The sequence below is a fragment of the Bacillus cereus genome (genome assembly GCF_025917685.1).
Classification (GTDB): Bacteria; Bacillota; Bacilli; order Bacillales; family Bacillaceae_G; genus Bacillus_A; species Bacillus_A cereus_AT.
Map to the genome: position 1 here is coordinate 5003279 of NZ_CP089518.1, position 19718 is coordinate 5022996.

A 19718-nucleotide genomic window follows, 5' to 3' on the forward strand; every position below is an offset into this window, starting at 1 on the left:
TTTATATATTCACATAACTGTATTATAACACGCAGTACGCAGAGGAACTTCCATTTATTTCTACAAATAGTGACAAAAAGGACGTTCCGAAATTGAACTTCTGACTGAAGCTATTTTCTTCTTTGTTACGATTGCAATGATAATCGAATTTATATCAACGGAAATTGAGTTATATCGTTCACGACCCCAAATATATCGACTTAACTACAAAATACGACAAAAATAATCTACCTACCAACAAAAGAAAACCGTCCCAACTACCATTTGGGACGGCCTCTTTTACGTTCTACTTTTTCACCATCAATTTTCCTTCATAATCATTCATCGTCTTTATTTCAACGCCTTTATAATAATGAGCGACGATATCTGTATATTTCTTACCTTCCGCTGCCATGCCATTCGCTCCGTATTGGCTCATGCCAACGCCATGACCGAATCCTTTCGTTGTAACGACAATTTTATCCCCCTGTTGTTTCCACGTGAAGTCAGACGAGCGTAAATCTAATTTTTCACGTACTTCTTTTCCTGTTAATGTTTTTCCTTGAAACGCTACATCTTTTACTCGTTTGCCTTCTGTAAGGTCTTTAATATCGCCGACTTTTCCGTCCGCTAGTACTTTCACACCGAGACGTTTTTGAAAGTCAGCTACTGTAAATGTTTGCTCGCTCGTAAATTTTGGAGATGCTTGATCCCACGGACTATCTACGCTTTTCAGGTACGGATAATCATTTCCCCAATAATCAGCTGCATTTTCTGTCCGGCCGTTACTCGTTGAGAAGAAAGAAGCTGAAATTGGTTTTCCATCATACGTTAAAACTTGTCCTGCGGTTTTCGAAACGGCTTCCTCGATTTTCTTTAAATTATTTTCGTAGTTATTACCCCATTGTTTCTTCAATTCTTCTTTGCTTTTGTACACTTGATCTTTCACCGTATCTGTCACGTCCGCATTGTTTTTCTTACCTCCGCTTAGCATGCGCTGGACTACAAATGTTCTCGCTGCTAATGCCTGCGCCTTTAGCGCCTCTATTTCAAAGCTGGCATTCATCTCAGAAGCTACTACACCGGTCACATACTCCTCCATAGGTAATGTTTCTACCTTCTTCTGCTGATCACGATATACAGCAACCTGAACCGCTGTATCCACTTTCCCTGGAGCTGGTATACTTTCTATCGCTGGAGGAGTTTTAGAAGCTGCTTCTTCCCCTACTTTTGCTTTCGCAAACGGAATAACAAGAGCAGCAGGTACAATGATAACGAGCGCTATTAAAAGCGCTACTGTAATGAAAAGTGGCTTTGAAAATTTCATCCTATTCCCCCAATATAAAGTTGGCTTCCTTTCATTCTTATGGAACTATGGACTCTTTTAGAACACGCTTGGGGGTATCGATATAAAGTGAAATTTTAATGCAGTGAAGTTGTACTGACCACAAATAGCGAAATAAAACGAAAATTTTCTAAATATTTTTACTGAGACGTGCATAAGTATAGAATTTCTTGACTATAACAGTAATAGTAAAAAAAATAGCCCCTATGTCAAAAGACATAGAGACTATTTCAATTAAGCGTGAAGATCAGAAACTTCTTGTTCTTTCACTTCTTCTACTTTTTCGTTTACGCGTTCAATAGTTGCACCTAATGCAGCTAATTTCTTATGGAAGTTTACATAGCCACGGTCAAGATGTTTTAACTCTGTTACACGAGTATAACCTTCTGATACTAAACCAGCTAAGATTAATGCTGCTGCTGCACGTAAATCAGTCGCGCCTACTTCAGCACCTTGTAAGCTGTTTGGACCGTTCATAATTACAGAACGACCTTCAATTTTAATATCAGCATTCATACGACGGAATTCTTCAACGTGCATAAAGCGGTTTTCGAATACCGTTTCAGTAATCATGCTTGTTCCTTCAGCTTGTAATAATAATGCCATCATTTGTGATTGCATGTCTGTTGGGAAACCTGGGTGAGGCATAGTTTTAATATCAACCGCTTTTAACTTATCTGGGCCGATAACACGTATACCTTCATTTTCCTCAATAATTTTAACACCCATTTCTTCCATTTTCGCTGTAATTGAGCGTAAATGTTCAGGTACAGCATTTTCAATTAAGATGTCCCCACCAGTAATTGCTGCTGCGACCATGAATGTTCCTGCTTCAATACGGTCAGGAATAATAGGGTGGTTTGCACCATATAATTTATCAACGCCTTCGATACGAATCGTTCCAGTTCCAGCTCCGCGTACTTTCGCTCCCATCGCATTTAAGAAGTTAGCTAAGTCAACGATTTCTGGTTCTTTCGCTGCGTTTTCAAGGATTGTTGTCCCTTTTGCTAATGTCGCTGCAGACATAATGTTTTCTGTCGCGCCCACGCTTGGGAAGTCTAAATAGATTTTAGCTCCTTTTAGTTCTCCGTCTACGTACGCCTCAACAAAACCGTTACCAACTTTTACTTTCGCTCCCATTGCTTCGAAGCCTTTTAAATGTTGGTCAATTGGACGTGAACCAATTGCACATCCACCAGGAAGTGCAATACGAGCACGACCGTTACGTGCTAATAATGGTCCCATTACTTGGACAGATGCACGCATTTTACGTACATACTCAAATGGTGCTTCAATGTTTAATTCTTTAGAAGAATCGATTGTTACTTGGTTATTTTCAAATACGACTTCAGCATTTAAATGACGTAATACCTCGTTAATTGTGTATACATCAGACAAAACTGGTACTTCAGATAGTACATTCTTTCCATCACTCGCTAATAGGGCTGCAGCGATTATAGGTAATACAGCATTTTTTGCGCCCTCAACACGCACTGTGCCGTTCAACCGCTTTCCGCCACGGACGATGATCTTTTCCAAATTATTCCCCTCCGTGTCCTTTTTTCAGTATCTATTCACTCAATACTCAGAAGTTATGATCGGTGTGCCAACCACAATTGTATCTTTGTTGTCTGTAGAACGTATTGCTATTTGCACATTTATTTTCTCTCTATTTATCGAAAGAGCGTCATTCCACTTTTTATTATATGCGGAGACTGATACAAATGCTCTTTCTTCTGTCTGTTCGATCGCTCTTGCTGAAAGATCTTTCAAAACCTGATTGGTTTTATTTTGCAAAACACCTTCAATCTTATCATTCAATACACCTTGAACACAAGTGTAAATTGTAGGTTTTTCACTAAAAATTTTATTCATTTTCTGAACGTACTTCGGGTCCCATTTCGCCCCGCTTACTTCAAATATAATGAAAGTGTTTTCTTTAGTATTTTCCTTAGTCCAAGTTACTACTACTCGTTCTTCATATGAAGAAGATTTTTTATAGGATGTAGCTTTATATCCATCTGGAGATTGTTCTAATTCCCAACTTTCGATATTTGCCTTTTCCTTCACATCGTTTAACAATTTTTGAAACGTATGTATATTAGAAATTGTTTTTGTTTCTCGCGCTAACCATGACCACCGCTCTACTTTTGCATCATTCTTCTCTAAAGCTGCGATCATGCTCTCCATCTTCTGTTCATCGCTTATAGGTTTCATCTCTTTATATCCAACCAAAAATAAAACAACACTCAAGGCAACAATAAGAATGGCTTTAAGCTTCAATCTCATCCCCTCCTATCCCCATTGTTAACGGAGATATGAGGTTCTATACACTTACTTTACTAAATACGTTAAACTCTTTGAATAGCCTAAATAATCAAGGAAAAAGTTACTGACAGATGTCCCAATCGCAATCGTAACTAGGATGAGTAATACTCTCGTCTGCATCACTTTCCCAGACTTCATTAAACGCTCAATGTGAATACCTTGCAAGGCCCACCACGTAATAGTAATAAACAATAAATGCGAAACAATGGCAATCAGTGCTTGTTGCCCTAAAAGTTGTGCCAAAAAATCGACCCCTTTTTGTTTGGCTACTACTTACGTAAAATGTAAAAACGATACCATAATAAGTAGGAGCCACACTTTTTCAAACGCGAATAGGATTCTTACATTTCAAATCGTAATTTCCTCTCAAAAACATATACTTATATATGTTTCCGTTTGCTGTTACTCCAAAATAAAAAGCGCAGAGTACGGACTCTACACCTTTTGTTTTCACTATTGTACCACGTTCCCCAAGAAGAAGAAATCCTTCATTAGTGGAAAATATTCATAAAAGAAATTGTAACCAATCATCGGCATAATCCCTAGTATTACAATCGAAATTGCACAAAGACTCATGACAACCTTTATATTTAACGGTAACCGAAGCCGCTCTTCTGTCTCTCCAGTGCGGAAAAACATTTGCTGTAATATCCGGAAGTAATATACAAATGAAACAACTGTTGTCCCCATCATAATAGAAGCTAATACGTAATGAGCAGGTTCAACATGAAGTGCCCCTAAAAAGATGTTAATTTTTCCGATAAAACCAGCTGTCCCAGGTATCCCAGCTAACGATAAAATAAAGATCGTCATCACTATAGCTGTAAATGGAGATCGCTTGTATAATCCTGTAAAAATCGTCATATTTTCCTTATCATTTTGTAAGATTAATCCATGGATGATTGCAAATACTCCTATATTCATAAGCATATATGCAAGCATATAAAACCACATACTATCCATCGTGAACTGTGATAGCGCCACAAGCGGCACGAGCAAATACCCAGCATGCGCGATACCTGAATAAGCAAATAGACGTTTTACGTTGTATTGCTTTAATGCTACTACATTCCCAACAATCATCGTAATACTAGCTAGCACAGCAATGTATATACTCATACGCCCGTACAAAGATTGTGCATCTCCTTGGATTGCCACGCCTGCAAACACCATAAGAAACAAACGCGTAATGAGTAGAAAACCAGCAATTTTAGAAATCGTTCCGAGAAAAGCAGTGACAGGTGTAGCCGCTCCCTCATACACATCCGGTGCCCACATATGAAATGGTACTGTTGCAATTTTGAATGAGAGTCCAACGAGCAAAAGTAGAAATGCAAGAGCTAACAATAACTGAATGCCCCCGGCCAATCCTTGCGTAAATGCCTTTTGCATTTCCACTATGTTGGTCGATCCTGTAATACCGTATAAATAACTCATTCCAAAGAGCGTAATTGCTGTTCCAATTCCTCCGTTAATGACGTATTTCATCGCCGCCTCATTCGATGCGCGGTTTCTTTTCCGGATTCCTACAAGAATGTAGGAAGAAAGCGACAGCAATTCTAAACCGACGAATAGTGTGATGAAATCAACGCTTGAAGCCATGAACATCGCTCCAAGAAGCGCCATTAACATTAAGTAATAATATTCTCCCTTATCCTCGATAGGATCCTTTTCATCATCGCTCATTGCCATACATAAGACGAGAGCTGCCCCGATTAATAACAACGTTTTAAACCCTTTTGAAAATCCATCTAACACAAACGATCCATTTAAAATATCTCCCGCTGGTTCACTATATAGCGTAATTAATGACACGGCCGCTAATACGACGGCTGCGATTGCACCAATCGCAACGTGCCTATGGTTCAGCTTAAAAAACAAATCACATATGGAAAGAAGGATGGCTGCCCCAAGAATAATGAATTCCGGCACCATCAGATGCCACGACAAGCTAAGTAACGTATTCATATCCATCCTACTTCACCCCCAATGTTTTCAGCGTATTTTGAAGCGGATCCCCTAGTAGTTCTGGCATTACTCCAATTGCGATAATACAAACGATAAGTAATATAACAGGAACATACTCCCACCCATGTATATCAGATTTCGCTTCCCATTCTTTCTTACCAAATGTCACTTGAAGTGTCGCTCTTAATACGTATACAGCGGTTAAAATAATTCCAAGTACACCTACGGCAGCTATAACTGGTTTCCCTTGAAATAAACCGAGAAAAGCAAGGAATTCGCTAATAAATCCAGACATCCCTGGCATTCCAAGCGATGCCATACCTCCCGCTAGGAAGAAGCCGCTAAGCACAGGCACACTTTTTGCGAGTCCACCAAGCGCTGTAATATCTGAAGTCCCAAAACGCTCTTCAATCATGCCAAGTAAGAAGAAGAGCAATGCCGCAATTAAACCGTGAGACACAACCTGGAACAGTGCCCCTTGTATACCTGGTGCATTTAACGCCGCAAGCCCCATTAACACAATGCCCATATGCGAAATACTAGAGTAAGCAAGCACCTTTCTAAAGTCCGTTTGGATGAGTGCTAGAAAGGCCCCGTACAATAAATTAATGACTCCTAAAATCGCAATTAGCGTTGCAAAATCACGAAAATATTCTGGAAATAATCCTTTCCCGAAGCGAATAATACCGTATGCTCCAATTTTCAGTAAAACTCCCGCATGAAGCATAACTACAGCAGGATGCGCTTCTATGTGTACATTGACCATCCAGCGATGCAAAGGGAAAACAGGAAGCTTAATCGCAAAGGCAATCATTATGGCAAGAAACAAGCCGAACTGTAAGCTACTTGAGACAGCCATTCCTCCCCCAGCACCTACACTCGTTAATATTTCTTTAAGCTCCGTAATATTTGTTGTACCTGTTTTCGCAAATAAAACCGAGAAAACGATAAGTAAAATAGCTGATCCGATACCGTTATATATTAAATAACTATATGCAGCCTTTTCACTCGACAATTTCCCCCACTTGCCAATTAATAAAAACATTGGTGGCAAAGTAATTTCAAAGAAGATGAAGAACAGCATTAAATTTTGAGCAGCGAAGACACCGAGCATCCCTATTTCTAGCATGAGTAATAGCATGTAGAATGCTTTCAAATTTCTTTTAATGGAAAATGCCGCAATTGCTGCGAGCATCGCTAGAAGGGCCGTCAGCGCCATCATTACAAGCGATAAACCATCAATACCAATCTCGTAATAAATGGAAAACCATCTCTTATCTACCGCTGCAAAATCCCCAAATTTAATCCATTTCACTTTTTCATCAAATATCGATAAACTCTTTCCTGAAGCGTATGTACAAGCGAGGACGATAGCAATTCCAAATGGAAGCGCCGTTCCGAATAAACCAAGCGCCTGCACTGTACGCGATTCTCGTTTCGGCGTTAATAAAAGCAAGAGAATTCCTAAAAGTGGGGAAAAAATGAAGAACGTTAATAGTAATCCATTCACCGTAAATCCCCTCCCGTATATAACAAAATAATTAGGAGCACTGCGAGCGAAACGACCGTTACAGTTCCGTACACTTGTACATTCCCGTTTTGAAGCCGCGATCCTAGACAGCTCATACCTTTAACCAATCCCGCAATTAAAACTGCAATTCCTTCTACAACGTATACTTCAAATAAGCGAAGCACATGAGCGATTCCTTTCGTAATAGGAAGCACCGTAACATTGTAGAGTTCATCCACATAATATTTTTCTTTCAAAAGGTTATAAAGAGGCGTCCCTTCTCCGCCTGCCCAATCTCTAGAGATAGATTTCTTACCATATATGAAATATGCGAGGGCAATTCCCGCAAATGAAACGAGCGTCGCAACAATCATAATCCAAACAGGTCCATGTACTTCCTGCACTTTGAATCCTACATCTTTCGTAAGCCAATCCCCAAGAAACGTCCCGAACCACGGTGTATTTATATAGCCTGCCACTACCGCGAGAACACCAAGGACAATCATCGGATACGTCATTGTGCGAGGCGATTCATGCACCTCTTCCTTCGTCTTCGTTTCCCCTGTAAAGACAAGAAAGTATAGACGGAACATATAAAATGCTGTTAGAAATGCCGCAATTACCGCTAAAACGAATAGAAAGTAATTGCCATTCATCCAAGTCGCCGCTAAAATTTCATCTTTACTAAAAAATCCGGAAAGAAGAGGAACACCACTAATTGCAAGTGTGCCTATTAAAAACAGTACACCAGTTACTTTCATCTTTTTCTGTAAACCGCCCATTTTATTAATGTTTTGTGTATGGACTGCATGAATTACACTTCCTGCCGCCAAAAACAGTAATGCTTTGAAGAAGGCATGTGTCGTTAAGTGAAAGACACCAGCTACATAACCAGCAGAGCCTAGCGCAAGCATCATATACCCGAGCTGACTAACTGTAGAATAAGCAAGAACCCTCTTAATATCCGTTTGTACAAGGCCGATAGAGGCCGCAAAGATTGCGGTGAAAGCCCCAACGATTGCAACGGTTTGCATTGCTACCGCACTTGCTGAAAATAGTGGGAACATCGTCGCTACTAAATATACGCCGGCTGCAACCATCGTTGCCGCGTGAATAAGCGCCGAAACAGGCGTCGGTCCTTCCATTGCATCTGGCAACCACGTATGAAGCGGAAACTGACCTGATTTCCCCATCGCACCGATAAAAATTAATATCGCCGTTATTGTAATCATAGAAGGCGAGAGGTCACCCGTATGAATCGCTTTAAAGATCGCGTCATATTCAAAACTACCTGCGTGCCAAAAAATTAAAATCATCCCAATAAATAGCCCAACATCCCCAATGCGTGTCATAATAAAAGCCTTTTTCGCAGCAGCCTTCGCTTCTTCTTTAAAGAAATAAAAACCGATAAGTAAAAACGAACCAAGGCCGACTAACTCCCAAAATATATAAAGCTGTAGTAAATTCGTCGATATAACAAGCCCAAGCATTGCAAATGTAAAGAGCCCTAAATATGCATAAAAGGTTGGTAACCTTTCGTCACCTTTCATATAACCTTTTGAGTACACATGTACAAGAAAACTTACAAGTGTAACGATAAATAACATTAAAGCTCCCAATGCGGTAACTTCAAAACCAAATGATATATCTATATCTCCTGCCCTAAGCCATACCCACTTATGCTTCACCGTATCGGATGAAAGCCGTTCTATTAGTACCACTACCGCGGATATAAAAGAGAGAAAGGTAAAGAAAATACCTAGTACACTACTTCCCTCTCTAATTTTCTTCCCGAACACAATAAGTAACACAAACGAAACAAGCGGGAAAAGCGGTATGAGCCATGCATAATCGATCATTGTTTCCTTCCCCCTTTTCGGTCACAATGCTATCCTTTGAGCGTATCCATCTCATCTACATGAACTGTCGGGCGATTACGGTACAAAGCAATCAAAATTGCAAGCCCTACCGCTGCCTCCGCTGCCGCTACAGACATCGTAAACAGCGAGAAAATTTGCCCTGTTAAATTCGGGAATAAACCTAATTTACTAAAGGCCACTAAGTTTAAATTGGCAGCGTTTAGCATTAATTCGATACAAACTAATACAATCACTGTATTCCGCTTTGTTAAAGCTCCAAATAAGCCGATGCAAAACAAAATAATCGCAAGTGTTAAATACGCAGAAGCCGGAACGCTACTCATGGGAATCCTCCTCCCCCTCATCCTTCTTCGCAAGGATAATCGCTCCTACAAGTGCTACAAGTAAAATAACTGAAGTTAACTCGAATGGAATAATATATTTTGAATAGAGAAGTGTACCGATTTGAAGTGTGTTGTTTTCATGAAGAGGTAAACTTCCTTGTGTGCTTTGATTTGAAAAATCGATACTATTAACAGCGAAATACATAACTGCTCCAAATGCTACAACCGCAAAGAAGATAATCCATTTTCGAAGAGTAAGACGCGATTCATTTTCCGCGTTATGTTTCGTTAACATAATGCCAAAAATCATAATAATAGTGATCGCACCAGAGTAAAGTAAAATTTGTGCAACACCGATAAACTCGGCTGATAAAAGAAAGTACAAACCTGCAATGCTGAGGAATGTAAGAACGAGAGCTAGCATCATATGCATGACTTTCGTTAAGTTCAACATAAGAACACCGCCGATAATCGCAGACAAGGATAGGATAAAGAATGCTACAAACTCGCCATTCATGCTTTATTCTCCTTCCTGACGTTCTCGTCGTTTTCGTCAAGCCACTGCAAATTTTTAAATAAATCATCACGTGAATACTCTGCGAGTTCGAAGTTATTTGTCATTACAATTGCCTCTGTTGGGCAAACTTCTGTACATAAATCACAAAGAATACAAATTTCAAAATTAATATCGTACGTGTCGATAATTTTTCCTTTTTTCGTAGGATCAGGATGTTTTTTTCCCGTTAATTGAATGCAATCTGTCGGACAAATATTGGAACACTGATTACAAACAATACATTTCTCTGGATAAAACTTTTGAATACCCCGAAAGCGATCTGGTAATGGCAACGGCTGATTCGGATAATCATACGTCACCTTTTTCTTACTCAAATTACTAAGCGTATATTTTAAACCTTTAAATAGTCCTTTCATCTCTTACTGGCACCCCCTTTATAGATTAGAAGAATAACTCCTTAATCAATGCCGTTAAGAAAATATTTGCAAGTGCAATTGGCAATAATACTTTCCAGCCAAACTCCATTAACTGGTCACCTCTTATACGTGGGAACGTAACGCGGAACCAAATTAATAGAAAGACCACACTGCTGAATTTCAGAGCAAACCATACTGCTCCTGGAATAAATCCAAGGAACATAACTGGATTCCATCCGCCTAAAAAAAGCACTGTAATTAAAGATGCCATCCCGAAGAAATACACATACTCTGAAAGCATGAAAAACGCCCAGCGAAACCCTGAGTATTCCGTATGGTATCCCGAAACAAGTTCTGACTCCGCTTCGGGTAAATCAAATGGCGTCCTATTTAACTCTGCAACTGCAGCAATTAAGAAAACGACGAAACCGATCGGCTGCGCGAAAATGTACCATACCTTCTCTTGCGCCGCTACAATCTCATTTAAATTAAGGCTACCAGCTAACAAAACGACGCCAATTACACTCATCACAAGTGGAATCTCATAAGAAATCATTTGCGCTGCTGCGCGCATCCCTCCTAGAAGGGAGTATTTATTATTCGATGCCCATCCCCCGGTTACAACGCCGATCGTCGTAATCCCAGAAACAGCAATGTAATACAGTAATCCTACACCAATATCCGCGAACTGAAATTTATCAGTAAACGGGATAACCGCAAGTACCATAAATGCTGGTGCGAAAGCAATAACAGGCGCTAATATAAACAACGGTTTATCTGCAGCCTTCGGAATGCTATCTTCTTTTAATAATAATTTCAAAACATCAGCTACCGTTTGTAATAAACCGAACCGGCCCCCAACTTGGTTTGGTCCAATCCGCCCTTGCATAAATCCCATCACTTTCCGTTCTGCCAAAATACCGTATGTAACGAAGCCAAGGACTGCAAATAATAAAAGCACGGCTAATCCGAAAAAAATGAAGAAATTCTTCCAGCTTGAAGGTGATTGTAAGAGCGTCTCAATCATTAGCCGTCAACCTCCCCAAGTACAATATCAACCCCACCTAAAATCGTAATTAAATTGGCGATGTTTTCACCTTTCAATAACTTCGGTAAGATTTGCAAATTATAAAAAGATGGTCTGCGGAATTTCAGACGGTATGGCTCTTTCTTTCCATCACTAGCAATATAACAACCAATCTCTCCCCGCGGTGACTCTATACGGACAAATGCTTCTCCCTTAGGTGCTTTAATAATTTTCGGCACTTTTGCCAGCACGGCTCCATCTTTTGGGAACTGCTCAGCTGCTTGCTCAATAATTTTTAATGACTCCTCAATTTCTTTCATCCGGCAAACGTAGCGATCCCAGGCATCCCCCACACTCCCAACAGGAATGTCAAAGTCAAAACGATCATAAATAGAATACGGCTCATCTTTGCGAAGATCAAAATGAACTCCCGTGCACCGCAAATTCGCTCCGCTCAGAGAGTACGAGATCGCCTCTTCCGCGCTATATATGCCAACGCCTTTCACACGATTTAAGAAAATTTCATTTCCGCTAACGAGGTCGTGATACCCTTCCAATTGCTCTCTCATATACGGAACAAACTCTTTCACCTTCTCAATCCAGCCGTCCGGCGCATCCCACTTCACGCCGCCGACTCTCATATAGTTGAAAGTAAGCCTTGCACCGCACAATTCATTTAATAAATTTATAATCATCTCTCGTTCACGAAATGCGTATAAAAACGGACTAACCGCCCCTATATCAAGCAGGTTCGTTCCCCACCAGACGAGATGACTTGCAACCCTTCCCAGCTCCATCGCAAGCACACGTAAGTATTCAGCACGCTCCGGAATCTCAAGTCCCATCATCGTCTCTACAGCATGGCAAATGACGTAGTTATTCGTCATCGCTGATAAATAGTCCATTCGATCTGTATACGGGATAATTTGTGTATACTGCAAGCTCTCAGCAATCTTTTCTGTTCCGCGATGCAAATACCCGATAACTGGTGTAGCCTCTTTAATAATTTCCCCGTCAATCTTAATTACAAGCCGAAACACACCATGTGTACTCGGGTGCTGCGGTCCAACATTTAAGAGCATCTCCTCCGTACGGATCACAAGCTACACCTCCACATCATACGGTTCATAATCTTTCCTAAGTGGATACCCTACCCAATCATCCGGCATTAAAATGCGAGATAAATTAGGATGACCTTTAAATACAATACCTAGCAAATCATACGCTTCACGCTCCGGCCAATCTGCCCCTTTCCAAAGCGGCGTCACCGATTCTACTTGCGGCGCTTCCCTATCCAGTTTTACCTTCACTGCTACTGACTGCTTCTTTCCATATGAAAATAAATGAACATATACTTCCATATGTGTCACAAAATCCGTCGCATGTAGCTCTGACATATAATCAAAAGCAAGTCCCTCATGCAATCGCATTAACTCCATCACTTCATAATATTTTGAAGGCTCCACCACAAGAGTTGGAACATCTTTTGAAAGCTTATTAATATAGGAATCTACTAATGCATATTCCCCTACCTTCTCCTTAACAACCTCCACATATTGATTTAAATACGGTTGGTTAACTGATGGTTCTTCCTGCTGCGGTTCATCTTCTATCTTATTTACAGCTCCCTTTGCTCTTGCCGCAGCAGCGGCTTTCGCTTTCGCGGCTGCAATAGCCTTTGCTTTTTCATCTCCAGAATCTCCATCACCTTGCGAGGATTTTGCTTTCGCCAGTGCCGCTGCTTTTGCCTTTGCAGCTGCTACAGCCTTTGCCTTCGCTTTTGCTTTTTCTTCGTCCGTTACTTCTTCTGTTCCTTCTCGCTTTTGCTTCGCTAGTGCCGCTGCTTTTGCCTTCGCTTTTGCTTTTTCTTCATCCGTTACTTCTTCTGTTCCTTCTCGCTTTTGCTTCGCTAATGCCGCTACTTTTGCTGCTGCGGCCTTTACCTTCGCTTTCGCTTTTTCTTCGTCCGTTACTTCTTCTGTTCCTTCTCGCTTTTGCTTCGCTAATGCCGCTGCTTTTGCTTTTGCGGCTGCTGCGGCCTTTGCCTTTGCTTTCGCTTTTTCTTCGTCCGTTACTTCTTCTGTTCCTTCTCGCTTTTGCTTCGCTAATGCCGCTGCTTTTGCTTTTGCAGCTGCTGCGGCCTTTACCTTCGCTTTCGCTTTTTCTTCGTCCGTTACTTCTTCTGTTCCTTCTCGCTTTTGCTTCGCTAATGCCGCTGCTTTTGCTTTTGCGGCTGCTGCGGCAAGACGTTTTGCTTCTTCTACATTAACTTCTTTATTTTTTGGTAGCGCTTTCTCTTTTTCTCGATGTTCTCCTTCAAGTTTAGACATTTCTGTCTCATGTTTCGCGGCAAGACGTTTTCGCGCTTCCTCTTTCGCATGACGGGCTGCTTCTCTCTTCATACTTTCTAAGTCTTTATTTGGATCACTCATTTATTCGTCACCTGCTTCCCTGTCTTCGCCTCGTAACGAATTTTTTCTTTTAATTTATTAATTCCATAAATTAAAGCAGCAGGGTTTGGTGGGCATCCAGGAATATATACATCAACTGGTACAATTTGATCTACACCTTTCACAACCGCATACGAATTCACATACGGACCACCGGCTGTTGCACAAGATCCCATCGCAATTACCCACTTTGGTTCAGGCATTTGATCATATAAGCGCCGAACAATAGGCGCCATTTTCTTCGTTACCGTTCCTGACACAATCATGACATCCGATTGTCTTGGTGACGTCCGAAAAAATGACCCAAATCGATCTAAATCGTAATGTGATGAACCTACCCCCATCATTTCAATCGCACAGCATGCCAGTCCAAATGTCATCGGCCATAAAGAGTTGCTCCGTGCCCATCCCTTGAGCTGTTCCAATGTAGAAAAAAAGATATTCCTTTCTAATTCCGCTCGCTCCTGTGGGTGTAATTCCTCAAAATTTATAACCATTGTAACACCTTCTTTTTCCAAGCATACGCTAATCCAACCAACAACATCACAACAAAAATGAGCATTTCAATCAGTGCAAATAAACCCAGCTTGTCATACGCAACAGCCCATGGATATAAAAATAAAGTTTCTACATCAAAGATGACGAACAATAAAGCAAAAATATAATAACGAGCATGAAATCGAATATTCGCATCATGAAAAGGCTCAATTCCACTCTCATACGTCGTCGCTTTCGCTGCACTCGGTTTATTTGGACGCAGCATTTTCCCTAATGTAAGAGCCACTACCGGCAGCAATATACCTAATAGCAAGAAAATCAAAACAATCATATAACTATTTTCATATACACTTGCCATTGTGAAACCCTCCCCCCTGAATTAAGAACAAGTTCACATAGTAAACAATATGTCTTACTTGCATCATTTATTATTTTTAAATTTTTCTAAATAATGCAACTATTTTAATCATTATAGCAAACTTCAAATTCCTATGTCGATATATTGGGAACAGAAACAACAATTAATACTTACTAAACAAAACTATTTTTACAACTCATTATAAATGTGTAAAATAAATATAGAAATTCTATATATTTTTCAAGCAATCCTAAAAAAACATAAACTACAAAAGGTGGCTCTTATGTATATACAGTGGGTGATATAAATGACAAAACAAGCACACGTAAGTATTCTTATAAGCATTTCATTGTTGTATATAGCTATTCATTACGTATCAATGTCCTTTTTATATGAGTACACACTCCCATTTCAAATATTAACTAGCATCAGTACCATATTAATTGATATTACAATTTGCAGTTATATCTTTTATTTTTCAAATGTAAAACAAGGGTTATCTCGTTTGTTTTGGATAACATTAACTATCGGATCCTTCTCTTATTTCATTGGTGATATAGTAGTTGCTTATCAACGCTTAATTCTGCATGACTACTATACATTCGTTGATCCATCAGACTTTTTTTACTTATTATGTTTAATTAGCTTTGCATTTGCCTTTCTATATGAAATTATTTATGACCGAAACTTATTGGAACAGCTTTCTACGATATGTGATATTTGTATTATTGTTACAGCTCAATTTACTCTAAGCTACTATTTGCTTATTGAAAGAACCATTCATATTTTCACAACATCATATATCGACATGTTTGTTCAACTCACGTATCCAATGGCTGATTTACTCTTTCTTTTAATAGGAATCAATCTTTTATTTAGACCATTATTCTTACTACCAAAACAAGTTGGTGCTCTTCTTGGCAGTGCTTTAATTTTGTATGCTACTACGGATGCTATTTATGCTTATATAAAATACTTCCAGCCTGAGTACTCTATGTTCACAGTTTCTCCATTCTATCAAGTAACTTTAGTATTGGTAGCAATCGCTTGTATACTTCACACAAAAGAGCCTGAAAAACAAGAACAAGTATTACTAACACCTCAATTGGGTGAATCAATCCGATTATCATTACCGTATATTTCTGTAGTGATGCTTATTGTTTTTATATTGGTCGAAAATGTTTTTGCACCTATCGTAGTAATTGGACTGATGGTAACTTTCGCCTTCGTTCTCATACGCCATATGTTAGTCCGAAGACAAAATAAAATATTATTACTAGCACAAATGCAATTCAACTTGGAACTCGAGAAACAAATTGAACTACGTACAGAAGATTTAGTAGAACAAAAAAATGAGTTATATCATAACCAACAAATGTTTAAATCTTTATACGAGCATCATCCAGATCCAATTTTCACATTAGATTTGTACGGTAATTTTCTAAATGTGAACAACGCTGGAACTACTTTACTCGGTTATCAAACGAATGAATTATTAAACCAACCATACTATTCACTTATGTATGAAGAAGATTTGGAAGAGATCATTAATGCCTTTCATCACGTAAAAAAAGGGAACTCTATTTCTTTAGAAATACGGGCATATCATAAAAATAGAGATATTTACTATTTGCATGTTACAGCTGTTCCCATCTTTTTAAAGGAACATATTTCTGGAGTTTATTTAATGATTAAAGATATTACAGAAAGCAAGCAGCAACAAGAACAAATTAATTTCCTAGCATATCACGATACTTTAACGGAACTTGCAAACCGCCGTTCATTTCATCAGCAATTAGAACAAGCAATTGCACGAGCAAAAATATCAAAAAGACCTTTTGCTGTTATGTTTCTAGACCTAGATCGCTTTAAAGTTATTAATGATACCCTTGGTCACCGGGTAGGAGATCTCCTATTAATTGCAGTAGCAAAAAGGCTCGAACGAATATCGACACAGAATATGAAACTTGCTCGACTAGCTGGGGATGAGTTCACAATCCTTATCGAAAATTATAACAAAAGAACAGATGTAAAAAGGATAGCTGATATGATTGTAGTAGCCATGAACGAACCATTCGAAATCGAAAATCAACATTTACACATCTCACCGAGTATCGGGATTGCCATATACCCTGAAGCAGGCGAAGACCCACTGTCTATTTTGCAACATGCCGATATGGCCATGTACGAAGCAAAAAATAAAGGAAAAAATCGTAGCTCTCTTTACACGAAAGAACTATATAAGAAAATGGAACGAAAAGCTCGAATCGAAAAAGACTTGCCACTCGCTTTAGTAAACAACGAATTTTATCTCGTCTATCAACCCCAAATTGATACGACAACAAATAAAATTATCGGTGCTGAAGCATTAATACGTTGGAAACATCCACTATTAGGTGACATCTCACCATGCGAGTTCATTCCAATTGTAGAAGAGACACCACAAGTCGTTCCGCTTGGACATTGGGTGTTAAGAGAATCTTGTCGTCAACTAAAAATATGGAAAAGTTTTGGATATACAAACTTAAAAATGAGTGTCAATTTATCAGCGAGAGAATTTCAACAAAATCAATTAATCGAAAATATTTCACGAATACTAAAGGACGTTGAGATTGACCCAAAAGATGTAACACTTGAACTAACAGAACGAATTGCGATGATTGATGAAAAAGAAACATTATCTAGACTAAAGCAATTAAAAGAATATGGTATTCAAACGTCCATCGATGACTTCGGTACCGGCTATTCTTCTCTTGCTTATTTATCAATTTTCCCTATCGATACATTAAAAGTACCAAAAGAATTTACACAACTAGCCGATCATCGACCTGAAGAAAGAGCCATCGTTTCCACTATCCTTTCTCTGGCAAATACTTTAAATCTCTCCGTCGTTGCTGAAGGAATTGAAACAGAAAAACAGCTTAAATTTTTGAAGAAAAATAACTGTAAATACATGCAAGGTTACTATTTCAGTAAACCTCTAACAAGTAAAGAATTTATAAGATTTCTACAAAAAACACCCAGTATGAACCAATAGTTCACACTGGGTGTTTTTATTCCGCTATTTGCGGGCGATGAAACTTTATAGTGTTGGAATTTTTTTCTCGTAATATTCTTCTGCAATCTCTTCGTAAAAAGCTGCTGACGTAGTATAAAAATATGGGATTAACCATAAAAATCCAATCCCTAATGTAATACAACTCAATATAAACCAACCAATAAAACTTAAACATAAAATGAAATACTCCATTTTATGTCCGTCCATCATACGACGGCTTTCTGTAATAGCTTGATTTATGGAATACTCCGGATGATCATTTATTATAAAGTACGTCATTGCATAAGAAAATGATTTAATAATACCTGGAATAATAAATAGTAAGCACCATAAGAAAATATAAATGTTTACTACTATATATAATAAAAATGACTTTATAAACTTACTTCCTTCTGTAAACCATCTGAATATATGCCCAATACGCGCTTCTTTTTCACGAATTAAATGTAGCGCTAAATAATAGCCACCTAGCGTTAATGGACCTACCAGAAATATTGTAATAACGTCTACTGTAAGTGAGTTATTTACTTCTTTCCAATCCCAAACCTGAGAGAAAATGAAATCAATACTAAAACTAAAAGCTGACATAAGAATCGAAATAAGTAATGTTGCCCCAACAGCTAATCCCCATTTTCCTTCTAGTGAGTCCAGCGCTTCTCCTTTTAAATCACTAATCATACTTAGCCTCCTATACGTAACAATTCTATTAGTATAGCATGTTCCTACTGCAATTCACCTTTTGCAATATAGCGATAAAAATGCGCTGTCGTTGTACCTACATATGGACTAAGCCAAAGAAATCCTATTCCAAGAGTAAAAATCGCTAAGATAGCCCATCCTATGAAGCTAAGCCATAAAAGAAATAAATCTAGTTTATGCCCCTTCATAAGGTTCTTACTTTCTTTCATCGCCTGCGAAACGCTATATTCTGGTTTTTCAACCATCACATAATACGTCATCGAATATGAAAAATACAGAACAGCGATTACAATGATCGAAATAGCTAGTAAAACAAAGAAAGCGATTATGAAAGATGGGTTGGCATTCTCATCCAAAAAGCCTAATATCCCAAATACAATCATTCCAAGCATCGGAACCCACGTACCTGTATATAACAAAAGTGCAAGCATAGCCCACATTGTTTTCATCATTCTTTTAAAACCACGAAATCCTTCAAATAAATAATCTACTCTAGCATCTTCTCGTTTACTTATTTGTAGAAACACATTCGTATAACCGTATGAAGTAATACCATAAGCTGCAGAACCTAAAATTATCATAAGGCAATAAAAAATCCCAAACGTAACACTAGCTCCAATTGACATCGCTCCTTCTTCAATTGAACCAGTTGAAATAGTCACTAAAAGAAATATTATAACTCCTGGAATTAATAGTATAAGCATTACAGCCATTGAAACGACGTAACTTATAATATGATATAAAATCGTCGATCCAACACCTAAGCCCCATTTCCCCTTCAAGGAATGTAATGTTTCTTGCTTCATTTCACCGATCATTTGTTCATCTCCTTTATAAAATATAAATTGCTCTATATTCTCCACTTATACAAGCAATGACATAATTATACCATTTTGTTAATTTATTCATAAACAACAAAAAAATCCGTGAAGGCGAAGCCCTCACGGATTTTTATTTCATATCGGAAACGTTTAAACGGTTCACAGCACGCTGCAAGGCCATTTCTGCACGTCTAAAGTCAACATGTGCTTGTTTATCTTGCATACGTTGCTCAGCGCGACGTTTCGATTCATTTGCACGATGGATATCGATATGGTTTGCTTCTTCAGCAGATGATGATAATATAGTTACTTTATCTGGACGAACTTCGATAAAGCCACCACTTACTGCTACATAATCAGTGTGCCCACCATTTTTCAGACGAACCGCACTAATTTTTAATGGTGCAACAGTTGGAATGTGACCTGGTAAGATCCCCATTTCCCCACTCTCTGCTTTTACGCTTACCATTTCTACTTCTTTTTCGTAAACCGGTCCATCAGGAGTTACAATACTGACTGGAAATGTCTTCATAATTCGTCC

At 38.8% G+C, this 19718-nt stretch carries 19 protein-coding genes; 1 reads left to right on the forward strand and 18 read right to left on the reverse strand.

Annotation, left to right across the window (positions count from 1 at the left end; translation table 11 throughout):
• Window positions 1-286: 286 nt before the first annotated feature.
• From spoIID to nuoA, 15 genes are all read right to left on the reverse strand, one after another.
• On the reverse strand, window positions 287-1306 hold the full coding sequence (gene spoIID, locus LUS72_RS26150; protein WP_097832447.1) for a stage II sporulation protein D: 1020 nt from the start codon (window positions 1304-1306) through the stop codon (window positions 287-289).
• 252 nt (window positions 1307-1558) lie between these two features.
• Window positions 1559-2863: a UDP-N-acetylglucosamine 1-carboxyvinyltransferase gene (murA, locus tag LUS72_RS26155; RefSeq protein ID WP_097832448.1), complete on the reverse strand. Its 1305-nt coding sequence runs from the start codon at window positions 2861-2863 to the stop codon at window positions 1559-1561.
• A 39-nt stretch (window positions 2864-2902) separates the two neighbouring features.
• Window positions 2903-3607, reverse strand: a complete 705-nt coding sequence (locus LUS72_RS26160; RefSeq protein ID WP_264448464.1) for a YwmB family TATA-box binding protein — start codon at window positions 3605-3607, stop codon at window positions 2903-2905.
• A 51-nt stretch (window positions 3608-3658) separates the two neighbouring features.
• Entirely contained in the window at window positions 3659-3895 is a 237-nt protein-coding gene (locus LUS72_RS26165; protein ID WP_071734725.1) for a DUF1146 family protein, read from the reverse strand.
• Window positions 3896-4105: 210 nt separating this feature from the next.
• A complete protein-coding gene (gene nuoN / locus LUS72_RS26170; protein WP_336297075.1) occupies window positions 4106-5620 on the reverse strand; it encodes an NADH-quinone oxidoreductase subunit NuoN in 1515 nt (504 codons plus the stop codon).
• 7 nt (window positions 5621-5627) lie between these two features.
• Complete coding sequence (locus LUS72_RS26175) at window positions 5628-7130, reverse strand: NADH-quinone oxidoreductase subunit M (RefSeq protein ID WP_098361992.1); 1503 nt, start codon at window positions 7128-7130, stop codon at window positions 5628-5630.
• On the reverse strand, window positions 7127-8989 hold the full coding sequence (gene nuoL / locus LUS72_RS26180) for an NADH-quinone oxidoreductase subunit L (protein WP_264448465.1): 1863 nt from the start codon (window positions 8987-8989) through the stop codon (window positions 7127-7129). Before nuoL ends, LUS72_RS26175 begins: the two co-directional genes overlap by 4 nt.
• Window positions 8990-9018: 29 nt before the next feature.
• On the reverse strand, window positions 9019-9333 hold the full coding sequence (gene nuoK / locus LUS72_RS26185; protein ID WP_000100081.1) for an NADH-quinone oxidoreductase subunit NuoK: 315 nt from the start codon (window positions 9331-9333) through the stop codon (window positions 9019-9021).
• Complete coding sequence (locus LUS72_RS26190; RefSeq protein WP_001012819.1) at window positions 9326-9850, reverse strand: NADH-quinone oxidoreductase subunit J; 525 nt, start codon at window positions 9848-9850, stop codon at window positions 9326-9328. The genes nuoK and LUS72_RS26190 overlap by 8 nt, the downstream gene beginning before the upstream one ends.
• The gene (gene nuoI / locus LUS72_RS26195; protein ID WP_000677191.1) at window positions 9847-10266 is read right to left on the reverse strand and encodes an NADH-quinone oxidoreductase subunit NuoI; all 420 of its coding nucleotides are present in this window, start codon (window positions 10264-10266) and stop codon (window positions 9847-9849) included. Before nuoI ends, LUS72_RS26190 begins: the two co-directional genes overlap by 4 nt.
• 25 nt (window positions 10267-10291) lie before the next feature.
• Window positions 10292-11293 carry an NADH-quinone oxidoreductase subunit NuoH gene (gene nuoH, locus LUS72_RS26200; protein WP_264448466.1) on the reverse strand — a complete coding sequence of 334 codons (1002 nt, stop codon included), beginning with the start codon at window positions 11291-11293 and terminating at the stop codon, window positions 10292-10294.
• Window positions 11293-12393, reverse strand: coding sequence for an NADH-quinone oxidoreductase subunit NuoD (gene nuoD, locus LUS72_RS26205; RefSeq protein ID WP_128856213.1), 1101 nt, complete (start codon window positions 12391-12393; stop codon window positions 11293-11295). Before nuoD ends, nuoH begins: the two co-directional genes overlap by 1 nt.
• A 3-nt stretch (window positions 12394-12396) precedes the next feature.
• Window positions 12397-13725, reverse strand: a complete 1329-nt coding sequence (locus LUS72_RS26210; protein WP_272502242.1) for an NADH-quinone oxidoreductase subunit C — start codon at window positions 13723-13725, stop codon at window positions 12397-12399.
• Window positions 13722-14240, reverse strand: coding sequence for an NADH-quinone oxidoreductase subunit NuoB (gene nuoB / locus LUS72_RS26215; protein WP_000236333.1), 519 nt, complete (start codon window positions 14238-14240; stop codon window positions 13722-13724). Before nuoB ends, LUS72_RS26210 begins: the two co-directional genes overlap by 4 nt.
• On the reverse strand, window positions 14231-14599 hold the full coding sequence (nuoA, locus tag LUS72_RS26220; protein WP_000179270.1) for an NADH-quinone oxidoreductase subunit NuoA: 369 nt from the start codon (window positions 14597-14599) through the stop codon (window positions 14231-14233). The genes nuoB and nuoA overlap by 10 nt, the downstream gene beginning before the upstream one ends.
• A 307-nt stretch (window positions 14600-14906) precedes the next feature.
• Between nuoA and LUS72_RS26225 the strand changes: the two genes are divergently transcribed.
• On the forward strand, window positions 14907-17636 hold the full coding sequence (locus LUS72_RS26225) for a putative bifunctional diguanylate cyclase/phosphodiesterase (protein ID WP_264448467.1): 2730 nt from the start codon (window positions 14907-14909) through the stop codon (window positions 17634-17636).
• 45 nt (window positions 17637-17681) lie between these two features.
• Here the strand turns inward: LUS72_RS26225 and LUS72_RS26230 are convergent, their stop codons facing one another.
• From LUS72_RS26230 to atpC, 3 genes are all read right to left on the reverse strand, one after another.
• A complete protein-coding gene (locus LUS72_RS26230; RefSeq protein ID WP_097831479.1) occupies window positions 17682-18335 on the reverse strand; it encodes a DUF975 family protein in 654 nt (217 codons plus the stop codon).
• Window positions 18336-18379: 44 nt separating this feature from the next.
• Window positions 18380-19174, reverse strand: a complete 795-nt coding sequence (locus LUS72_RS26235) for a DUF975 family protein (RefSeq protein ID WP_264448468.1) — start codon at window positions 19172-19174, stop codon at window positions 18380-18382.
• A 133-nt stretch (window positions 19175-19307) separates the two neighbouring features.
• Entirely contained in the window at window positions 19308-19709 is a 402-nt protein-coding gene (gene atpC, locus LUS72_RS26240) for a F0F1 ATP synthase subunit epsilon (protein ID WP_002123795.1), read from the reverse strand.
• Window positions 19710-19718 lie beyond the last annotated feature (9 nt).

What these genes read in the sequence shown, in the direction of transcription:
- spoIID (WP_097832447.1), bottom strand. Translation starts at nt 1,306, where the DNA reads ATGAAATTTTCAAAGCCACTTTTCATTACAGTAGCGCTTTTAATAGCG.
- nuoA (WP_000179270.1), bottom strand. Translation starts at nt 14,599, where the DNA reads ATGGCAAGTGTATATGAAAATAGTTATATGATTGTTTTGATTTTCTTG.
- nuoK (WP_000100081.1), bottom strand. Translation starts at nt 9,333, where the DNA reads ATGAGTAGCGTTCCGGCTTCTGCGTATTTAACACTTGCGATTATTTTG.
- atpC (WP_002123795.1), bottom strand. Translation starts at nt 19,709, where the DNA reads ATGAAGACATTTCCAGTCAGTATTGTAACTCCTGATGGACCGGTTTAC.
- LUS72_RS26230 (WP_097831479.1), bottom strand. Translation starts at nt 18,335, where the DNA reads ATGATTAGTGATTTAAAAGGAGAAGCGCTGGACTCACTAGAAGGAAAA.
- nuoH (WP_264448466.1), bottom strand. Translation starts at nt 11,293, where the DNA reads ATGATTGAGACGCTCTTACAATCACCTTCAAGCTGGAAGAATTTCTTC.
- nuoI (WP_000677191.1), bottom strand. Translation starts at nt 10,266, where the DNA reads ATGAAAGGACTATTTAAAGGTTTAAAATATACGCTTAGTAATTTGAGT.
- nuoB (WP_000236333.1), bottom strand. Translation starts at nt 14,240, where the DNA reads ATGGTTATAAATTTTGAGGAATTACACCCACAGGAGCGAGCGGAATTA.
- LUS72_RS26190 (WP_001012819.1), bottom strand. Translation starts at nt 9,850, where the DNA reads ATGAATGGCGAGTTTGTAGCATTCTTTATCCTATCCTTGTCTGCGATT.
- LUS72_RS26225 (WP_264448467.1), top strand. Translation starts at nt 14,907, where the DNA reads ATGACAAAACAAGCACACGTAAGTATTCTTATAAGCATTTCATTGTTG.
- nuoL (WP_264448465.1), bottom strand. Translation starts at nt 8,989, where the DNA reads ATGATCGATTATGCATGGCTCATACCGCTTTTCCCGCTTGTTTCGTTT.
- LUS72_RS26235 (WP_264448468.1), bottom strand. Translation starts at nt 19,174, where the DNA reads ATGATCGGTGAAATGAAGCAAGAAACATTACATTCCTTGAAGGGGAAA.
- nuoN (WP_336297075.1), bottom strand. Translation starts at nt 5,620, where the DNA reads ATGAATACGTTACTTAGCTTGTCGTGGCATCTGATGGTGCCGGAATTC.
- LUS72_RS26210 (WP_272502242.1), bottom strand. Translation starts at nt 13,725, where the DNA reads ATGAGTGATCCAAATAAAGACTTAGAAAGTATGAAGAGAGAAGCAGCC.